General features: G+C 72.2%; 14 protein-coding genes. 3 read left to right on the top strand and 11 right to left on the bottom strand.

The genetic code is table 11. The features are described 5' to 3' along the window. Positions 1-50: 50 nt before the first annotated feature. The 9 genes from BM085_RS32725 to BM085_RS32685 form a co-directional block, all read right to left on the bottom strand. Complete coding sequence (locus BM085_RS32725; RefSeq protein ID WP_093890688.1) at positions 51-2,489, bottom strand: sensor histidine kinase; 2,439 nt, start codon at positions 2,487-2,489, stop codon at positions 51-53. Positions 2,490-2,734: 245 nt separating this feature from the next. Next, entirely contained in the window at positions 2,735-4,378 is a 1,644-nt protein-coding gene (locus BM085_RS32720) for a prenyltransferase/squalene oxidase repeat-containing protein (RefSeq protein WP_218158892.1), read from the bottom strand. Then, positions 4,375-5,259 carry a terpene synthase family protein gene (locus tag BM085_RS45445; RefSeq protein WP_093890686.1) on the bottom strand — a complete coding sequence of 295 codons (885 nt, stop codon included), beginning with the start codon at positions 5,257-5,259 and terminating at the stop codon, positions 4,375-4,377. The genes BM085_RS32720 and BM085_RS45445 overlap by 4 nt, the downstream gene beginning before the upstream one ends. Next, the gene (locus BM085_RS32710; protein ID WP_093890685.1) at positions 5,256-6,629 is read right to left on the bottom strand and encodes a cytochrome P450; all 1,374 of its coding nucleotides are present in this window, start codon (positions 6,627-6,629) and stop codon (positions 5,256-5,258) included. Before BM085_RS32710 ends, BM085_RS45445 begins: the two co-directional genes overlap by 4 nt. Positions 6,630-7,083: 454 nt before the next feature. Continuing rightward, positions 7,084-8,052, bottom strand: a complete 969-nt coding sequence (meaB, locus tag BM085_RS32705; protein ID WP_093890684.1) for a methylmalonyl Co-A mutase-associated GTPase MeaB — start codon at positions 8,050-8,052, stop codon at positions 7,084-7,086. Beyond that, positions 8,036-10,213 carry a methylmalonyl-CoA mutase gene (gene scpA, locus BM085_RS32700; protein ID WP_093890683.1) on the bottom strand — a complete coding sequence of 726 codons (2,178 nt, stop codon included), beginning with the start codon at positions 10,211-10,213 and terminating at the stop codon, positions 8,036-8,038. Before scpA ends, meaB begins: the two co-directional genes overlap by 17 nt. After that, positions 10,210-12,153: a methylmalonyl-CoA mutase family protein gene (locus BM085_RS32695; protein ID WP_093890682.1), complete on the bottom strand. Its 1,944-nt coding sequence runs from the start codon at positions 12,151-12,153 to the stop codon at positions 10,210-10,212. The genes scpA and BM085_RS32695 overlap by 4 nt, the downstream gene beginning before the upstream one ends. 69 nt (positions 12,154-12,222) lie before the next feature. Next, positions 12,223-12,993, bottom strand: coding sequence for a peptidoglycan recognition protein family protein (locus tag BM085_RS32690; protein ID WP_093890681.1), 771 nt, complete (start codon positions 12,991-12,993; stop codon positions 12,223-12,225). A gap of 224 nt (positions 12,994-13,217) precedes the next feature. Then, the gene (locus BM085_RS32685; RefSeq protein ID WP_093890680.1) at positions 13,218-14,402 is read right to left on the bottom strand and encodes an amidohydrolase; all 1,185 of its coding nucleotides are present in this window, start codon (positions 14,400-14,402) and stop codon (positions 13,218-13,220) included. A 110-nt stretch (positions 14,403-14,512) separates the two neighbouring features. Here BM085_RS32685 and BM085_RS32680 point away from each other — a divergent pair, with 110 nt between their 5' ends. From BM085_RS32680 to BM085_RS32670, 3 genes are all read left to right on the top strand, one after another. Next, positions 14,513-15,226: a GntR family transcriptional regulator gene (locus tag BM085_RS32680; RefSeq protein WP_093890679.1), complete on the top strand. Its 714-nt coding sequence runs from the start codon at positions 14,513-14,515 to the stop codon at positions 15,224-15,226. Between the two features lie 89 nt (positions 15,227-15,315). After that, positions 15,316-16,428: a DUF5925 domain-containing protein gene (locus BM085_RS32675; RefSeq protein ID WP_093890678.1), complete on the top strand. Its 1,113-nt coding sequence runs from the start codon at positions 15,316-15,318 to the stop codon at positions 16,426-16,428. A gap of 158 nt (positions 16,429-16,586) precedes the next feature. Continuing rightward, positions 16,587-17,324 carry a DUF4232 domain-containing protein gene (locus tag BM085_RS32670; protein WP_093890677.1) on the top strand — a complete coding sequence of 246 codons (738 nt, stop codon included), beginning with the start codon at positions 16,587-16,589 and terminating at the stop codon, positions 17,322-17,324. A 335-nt stretch (positions 17,325-17,659) separates the two neighbouring features. On the opposite strand, the gene BM085_RS32665 is transcribed toward BM085_RS32670, so the two are convergent. Further along, positions 17,660-18,382 carry a GntR family transcriptional regulator gene (locus BM085_RS32665; protein ID WP_093890676.1) on the bottom strand — a complete coding sequence of 241 codons (723 nt, stop codon included), beginning with the start codon at positions 18,380-18,382 and terminating at the stop codon, positions 17,660-17,662. Positions 18,383-18,447: 65 nt separating this feature from the next. After that, positions 18,448-19,154 (bottom strand): dipeptidase (locus BM085_RS32660; RefSeq protein ID WP_177245390.1); only part of this gene is annotated, 707 nt, incomplete at its 5' end.

The raw sequence follows: 19,154 nt of genomic DNA, 5'->3' as shown, positions 1-19,154 counted from the left end.
CGGCTCATCTGTGCCCGCCGGGCACGCGCGGATCAAGATCGTCACTGGGGTCACATCCGGGAGTCGCCTCCGTCGGCGGGTCCGGCGTCCTCGGTCAGCAGTTGGGCGGCGTCGGAGCGGCCCCGGCGAGTGCCCTCCTGGAACGACGCCATGGCCGCGCGGATCGCCTCCGGCGAGCGATCCTCGCCGTCGTCGGGGGCCGGCGCGGGTGCCGGCTCGTCAACCTGCAGCGGAGCGGCGAGGTGCGTCTGGGGAACGCGGCGCGGCAGACCGCCCGGTGTGTGGCTGGTGTCGGGCGGGGGCAGCACGGGGGGCAACGCGGACGCGGGGGTGCCACCGGGCCCCTCGGGGACATCGTGACCGCCGGCGACCGTGTGGCGGCCCGCGACCGGCCGCGCGGTCTCCCGCGGCTCGGGCGGCTTCACCCGGACGGGCCGGCCAAGGGCTTCTCCCCGCTCGCCGGACGACCTGGTGCCGTCGGCGATTCCCAGCGGGTCGGCGTCCCGGTCGCGGAGCGCGGCGGCGCGCATCTCGTCCGCCGTCGCACCGGTGATCGCCGTGCGGGCCCGCGGGACACCGACCACGACGGGGGCCTCGGGCTCTGCGGGCTCCGTGATGAGTTCCTGCGGCACCAGGACGACGACCGTCGTGCCACCGTACGGCGAGGCCTTGAACGTCACCCGGATCTCGTGGCGCTCGGCCAGCCTGCTGACCACGTACAACCCCAGGCGGGCGTTGCCCGACAGCTTGAGCTCCGGAGGATTGGCGATCCGCTGGTTGGCGTCGGCGATGTCCTCCGGGCTCATGCCCAGGCCCCGGTCCTCGATCTCCAGTGCGTATCCGTGGGCCACGACGTGCCCGCTGACCTGAACCGTCGTGTAGGGCGGGGAGAAGGAGGCTGCGTTCTCGACCAGCTCGGCGACCAGGTGGATGACGTCACCCACGGCCCGCCCGTCCAGCTCGGCGTCCCCCAGGGGCAGCACGTCCACTCGGGTGTAGTCCTCGATCTCGGCCAGCGCGCCGCGGACCACGTCGATCATCGGGACCGAGTCGCGCCATGCGCGGCCGGGCGACGCACCGGACAGGACCAGGAGGTTCTCCGCATAGCGGCGCATGCGGGTGGCCAGGTGGTCGAGCCGGAACAGGTCGCGGAGTTCCTGCGGGTCGTTCTCCCGCCGCTCCATGACGTCCAGCACGCTCAGCTGGCGGTGGACGAGTGACTGGGTACGGCGGGCGAGGTTGCGCAGAATGTCGGCGATGTCGCGCCGGAGCTGGGCCTGCTCGGCCGCGACCTTGATGGCGGTCCGCTGCATGGCGTTGAACGCCTGGCCGACGTGGCCGATCTGGTCGTCGCCGAACTCCAGCGGCGGCGCCTCGGCCGCGACGTCCACCTCCTCGCCGTGGCCGATCCGCTCCACCACGCTCGGCAGCCGCTGGTTGGCCAGCTCCCAGGCCGCGAGACGGAGCTTCTCAAGCTGCTGGACCAGGGCCCGGGCCGTGGTGATGGAGAGGACGACAGAGGCGATGACGGCCAGCAGGCCCAGGCCGCCGGCCAGCGTGAGCCGTACGATGACACCGGTCGCCACCGGGGTGGCCCGATCGACGATCCCGTCGCCACCTGTCACCACGGTGTCCTGCAGCGCCGACAACACGGTCTGGGTGGCGGAGGCCCACCGTTCGGCGTCGACGGTCCCCGGCAGCCCCGCCTGGACGCCCTGGATGAGCTGGTCTTCCATGGCGCGCAGGCGGGTGAACGCCTCGCTGCCGGCCAGCCTCTGGTAGGCCGCGTGCTCGGCGGAGGGCAGTTCGTCCACCGCCCTGCCGATGAGGAATCGCTGGGCTCCTACGACCTGCGTGAACAGGGCACGTTCGGCTTCGGTGAGACGACCGGCGGTCAGAGCGCCCGCCGCCAGGGCGTCTTCACGGGCGAGCAGTTCCCGGGCCCGGGCCAGCTCGATGAGCGTGCGGGTGTCCTTGGCGATCGCCTCGTCGTCCAGCGTCGCCATCGAGTCGTAGGTGCGGTAGACGGAGTCGATGATGTCGGTGAACGCCGCGGCCACCCGGAGCCGGTCCGCCCGCCCGCCGTCGACCGTCTTACGGCCGGCGGCGAGCCCGTCCAGCCGCTGGAACGCCTCGTCCAGGCGCCGGTTGAGAGTCTCGCTCGCCAGTAGCCGCACGTTGCCGCCGCTCGCGAGCTCGCGGAAGTCGGCGATGGCCGCCTCGGTCCGCTTGCGTTGGGCGTCCAGCGCCCCGCGGTGCGTGCGGGTGGTGCCGGCTTCCCCGAGGACTACCAGGCTGAGCCGCCGCTCCGTCTGGAGCTCGACCAGGAGCTGTTCACTAGGCTGGGCGATGCCTGCGTCGAGCGTGGCCACGCCCAGGATGTTCAGGCCGTCACGGATCGTGACCCACGCGGTGAACGCCCAGAGAGCGGCAAGTGACACCAGCAGTGCCGCGACCTTGGTCCGCAAACGCGCGTTACGCAAGCGCATAGCACCCATCCTGGTGAAAGTGAAAGAAAGTCACGTACGATCCATGTCGTTTAGCGCGCGAATAACCGGCTGAGCCAACCGTTGTCAAATCGCCCGAATTAGCGACACAGCTCGCGTTGCACCCGGTGAACCCTAGCAATGTCGCCAAATACACTCAAGGCAACATTGGCCAGATGTAGCCATCTGTCCTTTTTGACCCTAACTTCTCCTATCAAATATGTGGGAAGGTCCACCGGGGGTCCGGGTCACCCACCCGCGGGGGAAGGGTGCCGCGCCAGATGCAACGCCCCCAGGATCGCGGCCCGGACGACCGCCACCGGTACGTAGAGATCCTTGTCATGCCAGAGCGGCGGCATGCTGACCGGCACGCCCCGGTCGCTGACGGAGCCCCAGAGATAGCGGTATCCACGCTCCACGGCCTCCGCCCGCTCTTCCCCGCTCGCCGCGGTGGTCAGCAGCAGGGTCTGCAAGGCGTAGGCGGTCTCCTCCGCCGTCCCTTCCCACCGGCCCCACGATCCGTCCTCGCGCTGGGTGCCGAGCACCCAGCGCACGGCCCCGCCCACCGCGTCCGCCGAGTCCTCGCCGCCGAAGCTCTCCAGGGCGAGCGCGCAGCAGGCCGTCGCGTAGTACGGCGAGGCGTGCCAGCGGTCCTGCCAACTTCCCTCCGCCCGCTGGTGGTCTCGTAGCCAGGCCGCCAGCCTGCCCACGGCGGCCTCATAACGAGGCGAGGGGCCGGGGACGCGGCGCAGGTACTCGCCGAAGGCGTCGAGCACGTGCGCGTTGACCGTCGGCGACGCCCCCTCCTCTCCGCGCCAGGTACAGAAGTGGGTGCTGGTCTCGTACGGCCACAGGCAGTCGGGCTCGCGCCCGGCTCCCAGCAGCGCCAGCGCGTACAGCGCCACGGAAGTGGTGTCGGCGTCCAACGGCAGTCCCGGTCCCGCCGGGCTGCCCTCCGGACCGAGCGCCTCGATCAGGTCGCCGACGAGCTGCGGCGGCACGGCCACGGGGATGCCCGCGCGCCGTAGCCAGCTCAGCACCCATCCCCGTTCGAACACAGTGATGGGCAGCGCGCACGGCACCGGCCCCCCGGACCTGTCCACGACCTCCTCCAGATACCGCCGCACGGGGGCGTCGGGATCGTGCGCTCCCGCCGCGCCCAGCCACGCGGCCCCAGCCGCGGGAGAGGCCCCGATGGTCGCGGCCACCGCTGCGGGGCCCCCGCCCGTTCCAGCCCTTGCGGACACTGTCCCGGCCGTCCCGATCGGGCTGGGACTCACCTCGGGGGCGGCGACCGCCGCCTCGCCCGCCACCTCCAGCGCGTGGACCAGCTTCTGTGGCACCGCCGCACCCGACGCCAGCCGCATCCGGATCACCGACAGCTTGGCCTCGTCCATGCCGGTCGGGACCTCCAGCCGCCCGCCGCCCTCCCCCAGATATCCGTTGATCATGGAGATCAGGGCCGGCGCGATGAGCTCGACGGCGGGCATGTCGGGCAGGAGCGGCGAGCTCTCAGCGTTCAGTTGGCTCCGCAGCGACTCCAGCCCCCGGTCGACGGCCTTGGCCAGGATGTCGTGCTCGGAGCCGGGGGCCCCGCGCCGCAGTTCGGCGGCGAGCGCCTCGGTCGCGCTGAGGGTCGGGACCAGGGCGTAGCCACCAGAAGCGCCCCAGCCGCCGTCCACCCGCTGGGCCGCCAGCAGGAACCTGACGCGTGCGGCGTGGCCGCGCAGCCATGGGGCCAGGCTCACCAACCGCCCGGTCTCGTAGACCGATGCCGAGGCCTGGCCCCATGGCTCGGCCACGAGCCCTGCGACCAGTTCACGCGCCGCGGCGACCACGTCGATCTCCCCGGAAACCGGGTACGGCGCCGCAAGAAGATCGTCGACGCTCACAACGTGCCCCAGTAGTCGGCCACCCGGTAGAAGCCCGCGCAGAAGTCCATCTGCCGTTCCAGGTAACCGGCCAGCTCGGGATGGGTCGACCGGAGCGGGGCGATCAGCTCCCGGCTCCGTCCGGCGAGTTCGGCGATCAGCCGCTCGACCTCGGCGCGGCCGGCGCCGAGCAGCAGGGCGTTGAGATCGCCCCAGAGCAGGTCACGCTCGTAGGTGCCCAGGTCATTGAGGAGGCGGATCACCCGCTGCACCGCCCGGCTCGCCTCCCGGACCTGGCCGAGGTCCGCGGCGTCCTCCGGGCCCGTGGTGTGCAGCCAGTGGGCCGCGAAGGCGAAGCAGAAGCCCAGGTTGTCGGCGTTGGCGAGATACTCTTCGAAGGTCGGCGTGGCTTTCGTGCTCTTCCAGCGCCACTCCTTCAGCATCGCCTCCAGCATCCGCCCGAGCTCCTCCCGCCAGACGGGCCCGAGCACCGGGGAGGCGGGCGAGGCGGCGAGCTCGTCGCGGATGTCGGCCAGCAGGCGGGTGAGGTCGTCGCCGGGCACGGACGGGGCGCCCGCGGCCACGTCCAGGCAGCGCCGCGCGATGCCGTCCACCTCTTCCTGTGAGGTAGCGACGTAGTCGACGAGCCAGTCCAGGCCGAACGCCCACAGGCAGACCTTGTTGGCCATACGGAGTTGCTCGGCGGTGAACCAGGGCCCGCTGAACGCCATGGCCAGCGACAGGGTGCTGTAAAGGGCCCCGTCGAACGGCTTGGCGGAGAACAGGCCCGGATAGGCCGCCGCCCATTCACGCATGTCCCGCTGGGACTGTCCGGCCACGGCGCAGACGGTCCCGCTGATGGTGGCCGCCGGCCACGCGGCGAGACTGGTCGGGTCCGTCATCGGACCTCACCCGAGACGCGCTCGACGGGCAGCAGGTCCAGCTCGACCTTCTGCCGGGGACGCAGCGAGGCGGCCGGGGCCTGGGTGAACGGCCCGGGGGTGCGGAGCGTGGGGCGGAACCGGCTGAGGAAGGTCGCGACCAGGAGTGACGCCACGAGGTAGAACAGGTGCTGGCCCAGGCATTGGTGCGGGCCGCCGCCGAAGGGGAAGTAGGAGTACTTGTGCCTGCGCTCCTGGTCTCCGGGCGCGAACCGCCCGGGGTCGAACTCCGACGGGCGCTCCCAGAACGCCTCCAGCCGGTGCGTGGCGTAGGGGCTGATCAGCACTTGCGAGCCCGCCTCGATCCGCACCCCGCCGAGCTCCGCGGACTCCATGGCCATCCGGGGAGAGATCCACCCCGCCGGATACAAGCGCATCAGTTCCTGCAGGACCATGCGGGTATAGCGCAGCTCGGGCAGGTGCGCGGCCGTGACCGGTCCTGCGCCGACCACGCGGCCGATCTCGTCGTGGAGCCGGGCCGCCACCTCCGGGTGGGCGTCCAGCAGCGGCCACAGCCAGGTCAGGGTCGAGGCGGTGGACTCCGCTGCGGCGCCGTAGACGCTGACCAGGTCGTCGCGGATCTGCCGGTCGCCGATCTCGGCGCCGTCCTCCCCCCGAGCCAGGCAGAGCGCGGAGACGACGTCGGAGCCACCGTCGGGATCGGCTCGTGTCCTCCGGATCAGCGGGAAGACCACGTCGTCGACCGTCTTGACGGCATTCATGAAGGCTCTGTCACCGGGCACCCGGACGGAGTAGGGGACGAACGGCATGAGCAGCCGGAAGTTGGCCGAGGTCGCAGCCGTGTCGTAGGCGGGCCCGAGCCGCTCCCCGTCCTCATGGGTGATCTTGTCACCGAAGAGAACCTGTATGACGGCCCGGTTGATGATGTTCTGCATCTCTTCGGCGGCGTCGACAGGCCGCCCCGTCCGGGCGTGCCCGTCCAGCTCCTCGATGCGCGCAGTGATCGTTCGCGCCATCTCCTCGGCAAGCGTTGCGACGTATCGCGCGGTGAACAGGGGCTGCAGAACCTTTCTGCTGGTCTCCCACGACGTGCCCTCGCCGAGGACGCCGTCTCCGAGGAGTCGCCGCAGCGGCCGCCAGAACATGCCCTCGCGCCGGTAGTTCACCCAGTCGGCCCGCAGCACCTGCCGGACGTGGTCGGGATGGGTCACGAGGTAGGGGCGGAACGGCCCCAGGCCCAGACGGACGACCCCTCCCCCGGCCTGCCTCGCAAGGTCGGCCAGCACGTTCGCCGGCTCCCTGGCGAACCTCGGCAGAGCACGATGGAGCGGAACGCTCCTGACCCGTCCGGCTCCCACGTCGATCGACATTGCCACGCTCTCCCACTTCGTGTGATGCGAGCCCGCGCAGCATGAGAACCGCACTCGGCGGACACCGACCGCAGGGGCGCGATCCGGGGCCGGGCCACTGCGTTGTGGTCCATCCCGCACGGGGAGCAGGTCAGGGCCGGTCGACTGACAGCCCTTCGGCGACCTTCCCGCGCCTCGTCATGCGCCTTCTCACACTCGCGTAGCCAAAGAGTGCTTATTACGTGTTTCATGACTCTTCGGGCGAAGTATTCCATGTTCCGCCATCCGTGATCAAGGTTGAAGTAGAGCAATGATCCACTGATGCGCGAAATAATTGCGTAATTAACCGAGATTTCATGTGGTATAGAGCGAATGCGGCATCTCGATTTTTGACTAAAAGTCACCCAATGTAGTCATGAGTGCACATTTGTGGGCCCCTTGGCCGGATCCGGCCAATTCTGTCGAGCTCTCCGCGTCAGTGTTTGAAGGCCGCCAGCAGACGGTCGGCGGCGAGGGAGGGCGTCAGGAGCCCGGCCTGCACGTCCCGCTCGACCTCGGCCGTGATGGCGGCGACATCGGGGTGCGCGCGGAGCCTGGACAGCAGGCGCTCGGTCACCAGGGACCAGGTCCAGGCGACCTGCTGGCGCCGGCGGCGGGCGGCGAGCTCGCCGGAGGCGGCCATGGCGTCCTGGTGCCGGACGAGCTGCCCCCAGAGCTCCTCCAGGCCGGTGCCCTCGCGCCCGCTGCAGGTCAGCACCGGCACCGCCCGCTCGGAGCGGAGCAGCCGCAGCGCCCCCGCCAGCTCCCTGGCCGCCTTTCTGGCGTCCAGCTCGTGCGGGCCGTCGGCCTTGTTGACCGCGATCACGTCGGCCAGCTCCAGCACGCCCTTCTTGATGCCCTGGAGCTGGTCGCCGGTCCTGGCCAGGGCGAGCAGCAGGAAGGTGTCCACCATGTCGGCGACGGCGGTCTCCGACTGGCCGACGCCGACGGTCTCCACGAGCACGATGTCGTATCCCGCCGCCTCCACCACGACCATGGCCTCACGGGTCGCCTTGGTGACCCCGCCCAGGGTGCCCGAGGTGGGCGAGGGCCGGATGAAGGCCGCCGGGTCGGCCGCCAGGCGGGACATCCTGGTCTTGTCGCCGAGGATGCTGCCCCCCGTCCTGGTGGACGACGGGTCGACGGCGAGCACCGCCACCCGGTGGCCCTGCCCGGTCAGGTGCACGCCGAGGGCGTCGATGAAGGTGGACTTGCCGACGCCCGGCACGCCGGTGACGCCGATCCGGCGCGCCTTCCCGGCCAGCGGGGCCAGCTCGACCAGCAGCCGCTGGGCCAGGTCCCGGTGGTCGGCCCTGGAGGACTCCACCAGCGTGATCGCCCGGGCGATCCACGTCCGGGAGCCCTCCTTCACCCCCCGGAGGTAGTCGTCAAGCGTCCGCGTCATGGCCCAGCCGGGTGAGCAGGTCGGCGAGCAGACCGCGGGCGGCGTCGGCGATCACGGTGCCGGGCGGGAAGATCGCGGAGGCTCCGGCGGCGCGCAGCTCCTCGAAGTCGCCCGGCGGGATGACGCCGCCGACCACGATCATGACGTCGCCGGCGCCCAGCTCCGCGAGCGCCTCACGGAGGGCGGGGACCAGCGTCAGGTGCCCCGCCGCCAGCGAGGAGACCCCCACCACGTGCACGTCGGCCTCGACCGCCTGGCGGGCGACCTCCTCGGGCGTCTGGAACAGCGGGCCGACGTCGACGTCGAAGCCGAGGTCGGCGAAGGCGGTGGCGATCACCTTCTGCCCCCGGTCGTGACCGTCCTGGCCCATCTTGGCCACCAGGATCCGGGGGCGGCGGCCCTCCAGCCGTTCGAACTCGGCGCACGCCGTACGGACCTCGTCCACGCCCGAGCCCACCTCCTCGCGGTACACCCCGGAGATCGTACGGACCTGACCGGCGTGCCGTCCGAACACCCGCTCCAGCGCGTCGGAGATCTCCCCGACCGTGGCCTTGGCGCGGGCGGCCTCGATGGACAGCGCCAGCAGGTTGCCGTCGCCCGCCGCGCCTTTGGTCAGCGCCTCCAGCGCCTGGGCCACCTGGCCGGCGTCGCGCTCCGCACGCAGACGGCGGAGCTTGTCGAGCTGCCGGTCCCGGACGGAGGTGTTGTCGACCTTGAGCACGTCGATGGCCTCGTCGGCGTCGGGCCGGTATTTGTTGACGCCGATGACCGGCTGGCGCCCGGAGTCGATGCGCGCCTGGGTACGGGCGGCGGCCTCCTCGATGCGGAGCTTCGGCAGCCCCAGGCCGATCGCCTTGGCCATGCCTCCGGCGGCCTCGACCTCCTCGATGTGCCCCCAGGCCCTGCGGGCCAGCTCGTGGGTGAGCCGCTCGACGTAGTAGGACCCGCCCCAGGGGTCGATCACCCGGCAGGTGCCGGACTCCTGCTGGAGCAGGAGCTGGGTGTTGCGGGCGATCCGCGCGGAGAAGTCCGTGGGCAGGGCCAGGGCCTCGTCGAGGGCGTTGGTGTGCAGCGACTGGGTGTGGCCCTGCGTGGCGGCCATCGCCTCGACGCAGGTGCGCACGACGTTGTTGAACACGTCCTGGGCGGTGAGCGACCAGCCGGAGGTCTGCGAGTGGGTCCGCAGCGACAGCGACTTGGGGTTCTTCGCCCCGAATCCGGACACCAGGCGCGCCCAGAGCAGCCGGGCGGCCCGCAGCTTGGCGACCTCCATGAAGAAGTTCATGCCGATGCACCAGAAGAACGACAGGCGTGGCGCGAACCTGTCGACGTCGAGCCCCGCCTCGACGCCCGCCCGCAGGTACTCCACCCCGTCGGCGAGGGTGTAGGCCAGCTCCAGGTCACACGTGGCCCCGGCCTCCTGGATGTGGTAGCCGGAGATCGAGATCGAGTTGAACTTCGGCATCCTCTCGCTGGTGTAGGAGAAGATGTCCGAGATGATGCGCATCGACGGGTCGGGCGGGTAGATGTAGGTGTTGCGGACCATGAACTCCTTGAGGATGTCGTTCTGGATGGTCCCCGCGAGCTGCTCGGGCGCCACCCCCTGCTCCTCGGCCGCCACGATGTAGAGCGCGAGCACCGGGAGCACCGCGCCGTTCATGGTCATCGACACGCTCATCCGGTCGAGAGGGATCCCGTCGAAGAGCTGCCGCATGTCGTAGATGGAGTCGATGGCCACCCCGGCCATGCCCACGTCGCCGGCCACGCGCGGGTGGTCGGAGTCGTAGCCGCGGTGGGTGGCCAGGTCGAAGGCGACCGACAGGCCCTTCTGCCCGGCCGCCAGGTTGCGCCGGTAGAAGGCGTTGGACTCCTCGGCGGTGGAGAACCCGGCGTACTGCCGGATCGTCCACGGCTGGTTGACGTACATGGTCGGGTACGGCCCGCGCAGGTACGGCGCGGCGCCCGGGTAGGTCTCCAGGAAGTCCAGCCCGGCCAGATCGGCGGCCGTGTAGAGCGGCTTGACCCCGATCCCCTCGGGCGTCTCCCACACCAGGTCCTCCGGTCCCTTGCCGGTGGCCTCCCGTACGGCCCGCGCCCATCCGGCCGGGTCCGGCGTCACAGGCTCGCCCTTCAGCCCGATTCCGGAGAAGTCGGGAATCATCGAGCCACCCCCAGGTCGTCGAAGGTCGTGCGGAGCACGCCGAGCGCGTCGCACCCGGCGTAGAGGTTGGCGTCCACGCCTGCGAACTCTCCCTTCCCTGCCAGCCAGACCTTGCGCGCCCCCGCCTGTCTCAACGCGGCGGCCACGGCCTCGGCGTGCTCGCCGTACAGCCGGTCGCTGGAGCACAGGCACGCGACCTCCGCGCCGCTGGCGACGAACGCGGCGGCGATCCGGCCCGGGTCCACGCCCGGCGCGGCGGTCACGGCGGGGTCCGCGCCGGGGGCGGCGGCCGCGGCGGTCACGGCGGCGATGCCGCCGGACTGGAACAGGTTCGCCGCGAACGACGTCCTGGCGGTGTGCGCGGCCACCGGCCCGATGGTCGCCAGGAACACCTTCGGCCGGCTCTCCTGAGCGTCGGCCAGGTCGCGGAGCGCCTCGAACTCCTGGGCGTAGCGGACCCCGCCGGCCCGGCCGGGCCCGGCCCGGCGGACGGGGACCCGCTCGGCGAGGTCGGGGAACTCGCTCACCCCGGTGATCGGGTCGCGGCGGTGGGCGATGTTCTCCGAGCGCCGCTCCCAGGTCGCGGCGAGCCGCCCGGCGACGAGCCCCGACTCCAGGGCCGCGGCCATGCCGCCGGCGCGCTCGATCTCCTGGAACCACTCCCAGGCCTTCTCGGCCAGCTCCTCGGTGAGGCGCTCGACGTACCAGGAGCCGCCGGCCGGGTCGATCACCCGGGCCACCCCGGCCTCCTCGACGAGCAGCGCGTGGGTGTTGCGCGCGATACGGCGGGCGAAGGCGTCCGGCAGGCCGAGCCGGGCGTCGAACGGCTGCACGGTCACCGCGTCGGCCCCGCCGGTCCCGGCGGCGAAGCAGGCGAGCGTGGTGCGGAGCATGTTCACCCACGGGTCGCGGGCGGTCATCATGGCCGAGCCGGTCACCGCGTGCTGCCGCTGCCCCGCCCCGTGCCCGGACGCCGCTGCCCCGCACACCTCGGCGACGCGCGCCCAGAGCCGGCGCGCGGCGCGGAGCTTGGCGATGGTGAGGAACTGGTCGGCGGTGGCGGCGTAGCGGAACTCCAGCTGCCCGAACGCCTCGTCGACGGTGAGACCCGCGCCGGTCAGGATCCGCAGGGCCGCGACCCCCGCCGCGACGGAGCAGCCGAGCTCCTCGGCGTCGCTGCCGCCCGCGTCGTGGTAGGGCGTGCCGTCCACGACGACCGCCCGCAGGCCCGGAAGGTCGGCGACGCAGCGCCGGGCCAGGTCGATCGCGGTCTCCGGGTCGCGGAGCGGGTCGGCGCCCAGGTTGCCGGCGAGCTCTCCCTGCCCCCTCTCCCCGGCCGGGCCGTCCCCGCCCCGGCCGTCCACGGCCGGGCCGTCCACGGTCCGCCCGCCGGTCCCGGAGGACGCGCTCTCCCCGGACGTGCTCTCCCCCGGCGCGGCTCCCGGGGCGCGGAGCCGGCCGGCGGCGGCCCTCTTCCCCTCGGCCACCGCGAACAGCGCCTCGGCCGCCTCGCGGGTCCGCTCCCCCGCGTCCAGGGTGATCGAGATCAGCTCCAGGTGGACCCGGTCCAGGACACGGGGCAGGTCCTCGGGCTCCAGGGCGAGCCAGAGCGAGGTGACGCCGTTCTCCAGGTCGGCGAGGACCGCCTCGGGATCGGCCACCTCGTGCCGCTGCCGCACCTCCCAGCTCCCGCCCTCCGGCCGGGCGCCGCGGACATAGGGAGCCGCCCCCGGCAGGCCGGGGTCGTCCGGGAGATCCGACGCGTCGTAGAGCGGCGCGATGGTCACGCCGTCATATGTGACAGAGGCCAGTGCCTCCTCGGGAGAGCCGGCCTCGACTCCGGACTTTCGCAGGACCCCGAGTGCCAGCTCGCTCCACTGTTCCCGCGTGGTCGGCGGGAAATCGGCGGCCGATCGGAGTTCCTCAGGCGGCACGGTCATGCACCGGATAGTAAGCGCCGCCGCCTGAGAACATTCTTCCGGGGTCGGGTCGGGCGCTCCGGCGGCGGCTCACGTGACGGGCTCCTCCCAGGTGGCCTGCCAGGTGGCGCGGTTGACGGCGCCGGTGGCGGACAGCCCCTTCTCGCGCTGGAAGGCGCGGCAGGCGTCCCGGGAGGCCCCGCCGTACAGGCCGTCGACGTCGATGTCCCAGCCGCGCCTGCGCATCTGCCGCTGCCAGGTGCGGACATCCTCGCCGACCATGACCGGCGGATATTTGAGGACGCGGCCGGGGAAGGACGGGTGCGGCTCGGGCGGCTCGGTGGGGCCGCCGCCGGGCCGGGGCGCGCCCCGCTTCACCCAGGCGTACAGCGGCCCGCCGGGACAGTCGGTGGAGTAGCCGTCCCGGTGCCCCTTGATCTCGTCGCCCGCGCCGCCCTTGTCGCGGAGGTATTCGACGGCGTCGAGGATGCCGTGCAGGATGTCGTCGGTCGGCTGGGTGAACCCGGTCGAGCCGACCAGGCCGAGCACCGCGTAGTGGCCGCTGTTGAGCCCGGAGCCGTTCGCCGCGGGCAGGTGGTGCGGCCCGCGGCCCTCGAACACCTTCCGGTGCGGGCAGACCAGCAACGAATATCCGACGTCGATCCAGCCGTTGCCGTCCATGTGGTGGTTCTGGATGGACCTCACCAGGGCCACGCACCTGGCGTGGTCGCCGACGATGTCCGGGCTGACCTGGCCGCCGGTGTAGTGGACCTTGACGCCTCTGGTGGAGCTCAGCCGGCCGTAGGCACCGCGCGGCTGACGAGCCCCCCACTCGCGACGGGTAACGAGATCGATGGCCACGGGACTTCTCCACGGTTCGAGTGACTAGGGCCTACCGGAGCGTAACGGGTGACACATCGCACTATGCCGGGTTTCGCCAACTGATCTACCAGCAGATCGTCATGGAACGGGGCTCCGGGTATGGGTACAGCGGGCAAACAGCCATCCTCTTACCTTGGGAGGGGCGCCTAAACCCCCGGCTCCGGAGCCCGGCCCCCGGGCAGCCGGCGCGGAGAGGGGACCTGTCAGGCGAGGACGCCGTCGCGGGCGACGATCCGGCCGGACTTGACGACCAGGGATCGGCGCGGGCGCACGCACACGGCCTCGGCCGCGTTGCGGGCGTCGACCACCACCAGGTCGGCGTGGTCGCCGACGGACAGGCCGTAGTCCCGGAGCCCGAGGGCGCGGGCTCCGCCGTAGGTCGCGGCGTCCAGGGCCAGCTCGATGTCCTCGTCGCGCGGCCCGGTGCCCTTGGCCTGGAACAGGGCGCGCTCCAGCATGTCCCCGGTGCCGAACGGGCTCCACAGGTCGCGGACGCCGTCGTTGCCCAGCGTCACGGGGACCCCGGCCTCGCCGAGCAGGCGGAGCGGCAGCAGGCCCCGGTTCGGGGCGACCGTGGCGAGGGCGATCCGGGCCTCGGCCAGGCCGGAGATCAGCCTGTCCCGGGTGGCGGGGTCGGCGTCGGCGAGCGCGAAGGCGTGGCTGACGGTGACCTTGCCGCCCAGGCCGAGGACCTTGGTCCGCTCGATGATGAGCTCGAACTGCCAGGCGCCGAGCGTGCCGCCGTCGTGCAGGTGGATGTCCACGCCCGCGCCGTACCGCTCCGCCAGGGCGAACACCGCGTCCAGGTGCCTGACCGCGTCCTGGTCCACCCCCGCCGGGTCGAGCCCGCCGATCGACTCGACCCCGGCCTTGAGCGCCTCCTCCAGCAGCGCCTCGGTGCCGGGGCTGATCAGCATGCCGGCCTGCGGGAAGGCGACGAGCTCGGCGGAGATCCGGCCGTCGTGCCGCTCGACGGCCTCGCGGACCGCCTCGACCGAGCCCAGGCCCACCAGCGGGTCGACGTCCACGTGCGACCGGACGTGCGTGGTGCCGCAGGCGATCATGTTCTCCAGCAGCGCGGTCACGAAGTCGGCGTTGGGGACGCCGAACTCCGGCCGCCGCTCCTGGCCGTTGCGGATCTTGCCCATCAGGCCGGGGGCCGCGTCGTGCGGCACCCAGGGACCGCCCCACAGCGTCTTGTCCAGGTGGGCGTGGCCGTCGACGAGGCCGGGGAGCACGAGCCGGCCACCCAGATCCTCCGCGCCGTCCCCGGCGCGGTCCGGACCGGCCTGGCGGATCTCGGCGATCCGGCCGTCCCTGATCAGCAGGTCGGCGGCGCCCTCGTGGCCCCGGATCCGGGCGTCGCGCAGCAGCAGCAGCTCGGTCATCGTCTTCCCTTCCCGTCCGTGGTGACACCGCTCCACGGTGACGCCGCCGACGTTAGTGGTATACCGCTAACTGGGCAAGTTAGGCTGGCCCCCGACGAGAGGGGTGGAAGGTGAGCGCGTTGCGCGACCGGGTCTACGAGACGCTCAAGCGGCGCATCGTCGAAGTGGAGCTGAGGCCGGGCGAGCGGCTGGTGGAGCGCGACCTCGCCGCCGAACTCGACGTCTCCCGCATCCCGCTCCGCGAGGCGCTGCGCCTGCTGTCCGCCGAGGGCCTGGTGGTGATCGTGCCCAACCGGGGCGCGCTGGTCAGCCCGTTCACCCCGGCCGACGTGCGCGACCTGTTCGACGTGCGCGAGAGCCTGGAGGTGCTCGCCGCGCGGCTGGCCGCCGAGCGGGCCGACGCCGACGGCCTGGCGCGGCTGCACGCCTGCCTCGAACGCGCCCGCGACGCCGTACGGCGAGACGACCGGCGGGAGACCGTGGCGGCCAACGCCGAGTTCCACTCCGAGATCGTGAGGGTCTCCGGCAACGCGCTGCTCGGCACGCTGATGCAACCGCTCGACGCCCGGCTCAGGCGGTTGTTCCGGCTCACCTCCGACCGTGATCCCGCCCGGCAGTGCGCCGAGCACGAGGAGCTCTACGCGGCGATCGCCGGCGGCGACGCGGACCGGGCCGCCGCCTGCGCGTTCCGCCACGTCGCCGACGGCCGCGAGCCGACCCTGGCGCTGGCCGAGCGCTGGACCGCCGACATCGACCCGGTCAAGGTGACCCACACCCGCCGCCGCAGGACCGCGCCCCAGGAGCCGACCGCGGCCCGGCCCTGAAGCCCACCGGCCACCACGGACTCTCCCACCGGCCCCGCCCCCGCTAAAACCCGTCGACCTCCACGGCCGCGGAAGGGATCATTGCCGTCATGTCCGTGCTGAAAAACGTCCCTTTCGCGCCGGAGCCACGGCCGGCCGAACTGCCGATGAAACTCTGGCTCGACGACGGCGACTCGGCGATGGACGTGATCGACGCGCTCGCGCTGTCGCCGTTCGCGACGGGCGCGCAGCCGTGGTCACGCACCACGGACCTGGAGCGGGTCCGCCCCGACGCTCCGCTGACGCCCGCCTCCGGGACGCTGGTCCGGGCGGCGCGGGAGGACGACGGCCGGGAGTCGCGACTGGTCTGCGGGGAGGGCTGGACACTGCGTGTGGTCCGCTACCGCAACCGCGCCGCCACGGTCAGCGTGACCGCGGTCGACGACGAGCTGGCCCGCTCGGTGATCGAGGAGGCCGTCAAGGACGCGGTGGAACCCGCTCCGGACAGCGACCACGTGGAGATGGGCTTCTGGTGGCAGAGCACCGACGGCGTCCGCCGCTCCGGCAAGCCCGTCACCGCCTCCCCCTGGGCGGAGGTCGGCGGCAACTACGCCCGATCCCTGCACGGCCCGCTGTCACGCCTGATGTCCGTCACGCCGGCCGACGCGCACGGCCGCCTGATCCTCCTGCACGGCCCGCCCGGCACCGGCAAGACCACGCTGCTGCGCACGATCGCCCGCGAATGGCGGTCGTGGTGCCAGGTGGACTGCGTGCTCGATCCGGACCGCCTGTTCAACGCCCCGGGATACCTGATGGAGGTCGCGGTCGGCTCCGACTCCGACGAGGACGGCAAGAAGTGGCGGCTCCTCGTGCTGGAGGACTGCGACGAGCTGATCAGGTCCGGCGCCAAGGAGGCGGCGGGGCAGGGCCTGTCGCGGCTGCTCAACCTGACCGACGGCCTGCTCGGCCAGGGCCGTGACGTGCTGGTCGCCATCACCACCAACGAGGACCTGGCCCGTCTCCATCCGGCCGTGGTCCGCCCCGGCCGCTGCCTGGCCCAGATCGAGGTGGGCGCCCTGCCCTACGAGGAGGCCACCCGGTGGCTCGGCCGCGCGGAGGGCGTCCCCCCGTCGGGCGCCACCCTCGCCGAGCTCTTCGCCCTGCGCGACGGCGTGGCGGGCCACCCGGCCACCGCTCCGGAGACCACCGGCCTCTACCTGTGAGGAACGCCCGGCCGTACCTGTCCGGCTGAACCTGCCGGGAAGGCGGGCTGGGCACGGCGCGTCCTCCGGACGGCCCGGGACCTCCATCGCCCGGAAGGCCGGCCCGCACGGAGCCCGGAAAGGACAACAAAACCCGTGCGGCGCGCGTCCAACCGGACATGAAACGATCCAGCGGTGCCAGGCGGCTCACGGCCCTGTCGACGGTGATGGCGGGCGTGCTGATGGCGTCGGCCGCATGCGGCTCCCCCGCGTCCTCCGAGCGGAGCGTCACACCGGCGGCCGACGGCGCCCTCCCCCGGATCGCGAGCGTGAACGCACCGCTCGCGGACGCGAAGGTCGCAGGCGTGGACGCACGGCTGACGGACGCGAAGCCGGCGGAAGCGAACGCGCGGCTGACGGACACCGGCCCGAAAGCGGCGGGCGCGAACGCATGGCTCGCGGGCCCGCCGGCGGCGGGTGGCGGCTCCTCCGGCGCGGGTACGGCGGTCGAGCGCTGCCGGACCGGGGCGCTCGCGGCGCGCGTCGGCGCGGTGGACGCGGGGGCGGGCCAGCGGTACGCGCCGCTGGTGGTCACCAACAGGTCCGCCAGGACCTGCTGGGTGTACGGCTTCGTCGGCCTGATCATGATCGACCGCAACGGCGACGCGCTGCGCACCAGGACCCGCAGGGAGAGCGTCCAGCCGCACCGGGTCACCCTGCGGCCTGGAGCCGGCGCCCACGCCAGGATCCACTGGACCGAGGTGCCGAGCGGGCGCGAGACCAGGTGCCCGGCCGCCGCGCGACTGATGATCATCCCGCCGGACGAGGTCGCGCACCTGGAGATCCCCTTCACCGCCGCGGTCTGCGACGACGGCCGTCTCGACATCACCCCGATGGCCCCGGGGACGCGTCTCTGAGACCCGTGATCGGCCTTACCGGGGCAGGGAGGCGACTGGGATCAGGCCGGTCGGCTCGGCCCTCGGCATCGGGGCCATGCGCGGCCGGAAGCCGCCGAAGGAGTGGTCGCGCATGTTCTCGGAGTACCGCCGGCTCGCTCCCGTCTCGGACTCGACCGGGCCGCCCCCCAGCCGCCGCTGCCGCCCCGGTCGCCGACCGCACCCGCCGGCGCTTCGGCGGCACGGCCAGGATCGGCCTCCGGCGGGCCGGCCTGATCCTGGCGGTGATCGAGGACACCTTCTGCCCGTCCTGGCGAGTTCGGGCTCCGGTGGGCTCCCTCCCCGGAACGGCTCGATCAGCGGGTGATGCGGATCCGCACGATGTCGGTGCGGTGCAGGGTGACGCCATAGGCGAGCGGCACATCGCCATGGCCGAAAACGGTCTGCAGCGTTCGGGCCAGGGGGTAGCCCACGGGGACGCGCAACGCGTCGGCCCCCTGATCGGAGGCGAGCACGGCTTCGAGGTCCGTGATCACCCGGGCGGCCGGGCGCAGGACCACACGGTCGAGGAAGGTGAACAGGTCGGTGTCGATGCCGAGCATCGGACTCGGGTCGATCTCGTCCGTGCCGAACTTCAGTGGTACGTAGTCCTGCATGTACGCGGCCCGCACGTCGTCGACGCTGAAGGTCCGCGTCACCTGCCACACAGGCGCCCGCGCCGGCAGGCCCAGTGCCTCGGCCGCCGCGGGCGGGCTCGGCACGGTGTCGCACGATGACGTGACCAGCTCGGCGGTGTGCCCCGCCATCTGGATGCGGTCGCGGTAGGCGAGAATCTTCGACATGCTCAGCGGCGCCAGGTCGTGGCTGCCGGCGACGAACGTCCCGATCCCCCAGCGCCGGATCACCGCGCCCTCGATGGCCAGGACGCCCAGCGCCTCGCGGACGGTGCCGCGGCTCACGTCCAGCATCTCGGAGAGGTCCTGCTCGGTCGGCAGCCGGTCTCCCGGCTGGAACTTCTCCCGGAGTAACGCCCGCAGGCCGTGCAGCGTCGCCTGCGCCGCGGTATCACGTCGGCCCATCGTGGGTTCCCTTCGTCACGCTGCCCGGGTGCCCCCCGCGCCCGAGGACGCCGGGGGGCGAGGTCCTACCAAACATGATCGAGCACGCGGAGCGTGTTCCCGCCAATGACTTTGCTGATGTCGTCGTCGCCGTAGCCGTGCTTGACGAGCCAGCCGATGATGTTGGTGAAGTTTTCCGCCGGGTTCTCCAGGCCGTCCACGTAGGCGACGTTCGGGTGGTCGGGCGCGGCGTCGCGGTTCTGGGCGTAGTTGCCGGCGTAGGTCTTGTGCACCCCCACGTGGTCGCCGAACATCGTGTCGGGGCCGAAGGTGACGTGGTCGATGCCCACCAGGTCCACGCAGTAGGTGAAGTGGTCCATCACCGACTCCAGCGAATGCTCGCGATGCTCCTCCGACAGCGTCGTGTGCGGGGCCGCCTCCAGACCGATGACGCCACCACGCTCGGCACACGCCCTGATCACCTCGTCGGGCTTCATCCGATTGGTCGGCCACACCGCACGAGCACCGGCATGAGTGATGAAGACCGGCACCGCCGAATGCTCGATGACCTCCAGACACGTACGGTCACCCGAATGCGAGATGTCGATCGCCATACCGAGCCGGTTCATCCGCTCCACCGCACGACGGCCGAAATTGGTCAGCCCCGCGTCGGCCCGCTCGGCCAACCCCGAACCCAACTGATTGGCCTGCGAATACGCGACACCGATCTGCCGGACCCCGAAGCCATACAGGATGTCCAGACGATCGAGCTCATTCTCGATCATCGTCGCCG

Origin of the sequence: Streptosporangium canum (genome assembly GCF_900113865.1) — a bacterium.
Lineage (GTDB): Bacteria > Actinomycetota > Actinomycetes > Streptosporangiales > Streptosporangiaceae > Streptosporangium > Streptosporangium canum.
Note: the sequence above shows the minus strand (reverse complement) of the source record. Positions and strands in the feature narration are given on the sequence as shown.

Bases quoted from the DNA above. Each gene is read 5' to 3' on its own strand.
- BM085_RS45445 (WP_093890686.1), bottom strand. From the start codon at position 5,259: ATGACGGACCCGACCAGTCTCGCCGCGTGGCCGGCGGCCACCATCAGC.
- BM085_RS32725 (WP_093890688.1), bottom strand. From the start codon at position 2,489: ATGCGCTTGCGTAACGCGCGTTTGCGGACCAAGGTCGCGGCACTGCTG.
- scpA (WP_093890683.1), bottom strand. From the start codon at position 10,213: ATGATTCCCGACTTCTCCGGAATCGGGCTGAAGGGCGAGCCTGTGACG.
- BM085_RS32670 (WP_093890677.1), top strand. From the start codon at position 16,587: ATGAAACGATCCAGCGGTGCCAGGCGGCTCACGGCCCTGTCGACGGTG.
- BM085_RS32695 (WP_093890682.1), bottom strand. From the start codon at position 12,153: ATGACCGTGCCGCCTGAGGAACTCCGATCGGCCGCCGATTTCCCGCCG.
- BM085_RS32675 (WP_093890678.1), top strand. From the start codon at position 15,316: ATGTCCGTGCTGAAAAACGTCCCTTTCGCGCCGGAGCCACGGCCGGCC.
- BM085_RS32685 (WP_093890680.1), bottom strand. From the start codon at position 14,402: ATGACCGAGCTGCTGCTGCTGCGCGACGCCCGGATCCGGGGCCACGAG.
- BM085_RS32665 (WP_093890676.1), bottom strand. From the start codon at position 18,382: ATGGGCCGACGTGATACCGCGGCGCAGGCGACGCTGCACGGCCTGCGG.
- meaB (WP_093890684.1), bottom strand. From the start codon at position 8,052: ATGACGCGGACGCTTGACGACTACCTCCGGGGGGTGAAGGAGGGCTCC.
- BM085_RS32710 (WP_093890685.1), bottom strand. From the start codon at position 6,629: ATGTCGATCGACGTGGGAGCCGGACGGGTCAGGAGCGTTCCGCTCCAT.